Consider the following 275-nt stretch of genomic DNA (forward strand, 5'->3'; position numbering starts at 1 on the left):
CGCCATGGTGCCCCTCATTGTATCCGCCCCAGGGGGCCGGTTGCGCATAGCCTGGGGCAGGCGCTTGCGGGGGATAATCGGCCGCCGGTCTTGCGGTCGCTTCGTACGACGCATTCTTCTCGATGAGCTTGTCGAGTTCGCCGCGATCCAGCCAGATACCCCGGCACTGCGGGCAATAGTCGATCTCGACACCTTGCTTGTCGGAAAGCACGAGGTCGACGCGGCACACGGGGCAGAGCATCCCCTGCGCCCGCGTGGTGGAAGGTGTCGCTGCT

The 275-nt window shown here is 65.5% G+C and carries 1 protein-coding gene; it reads right to left on the reverse strand.

What is annotated here, in order from left to right; translation table 11 throughout:
* A partial coding sequence (locus tag RAD10_RS41820; RefSeq protein WP_461622020.1) for a TFIIB-type zinc ribbon-containing protein occupies positions 1–275 on the reverse strand: 275 nt, incomplete at both ends.

The sequence above is a fragment of the Bradyrhizobium sp. 23AC genome, assembly GCF_054863025.1.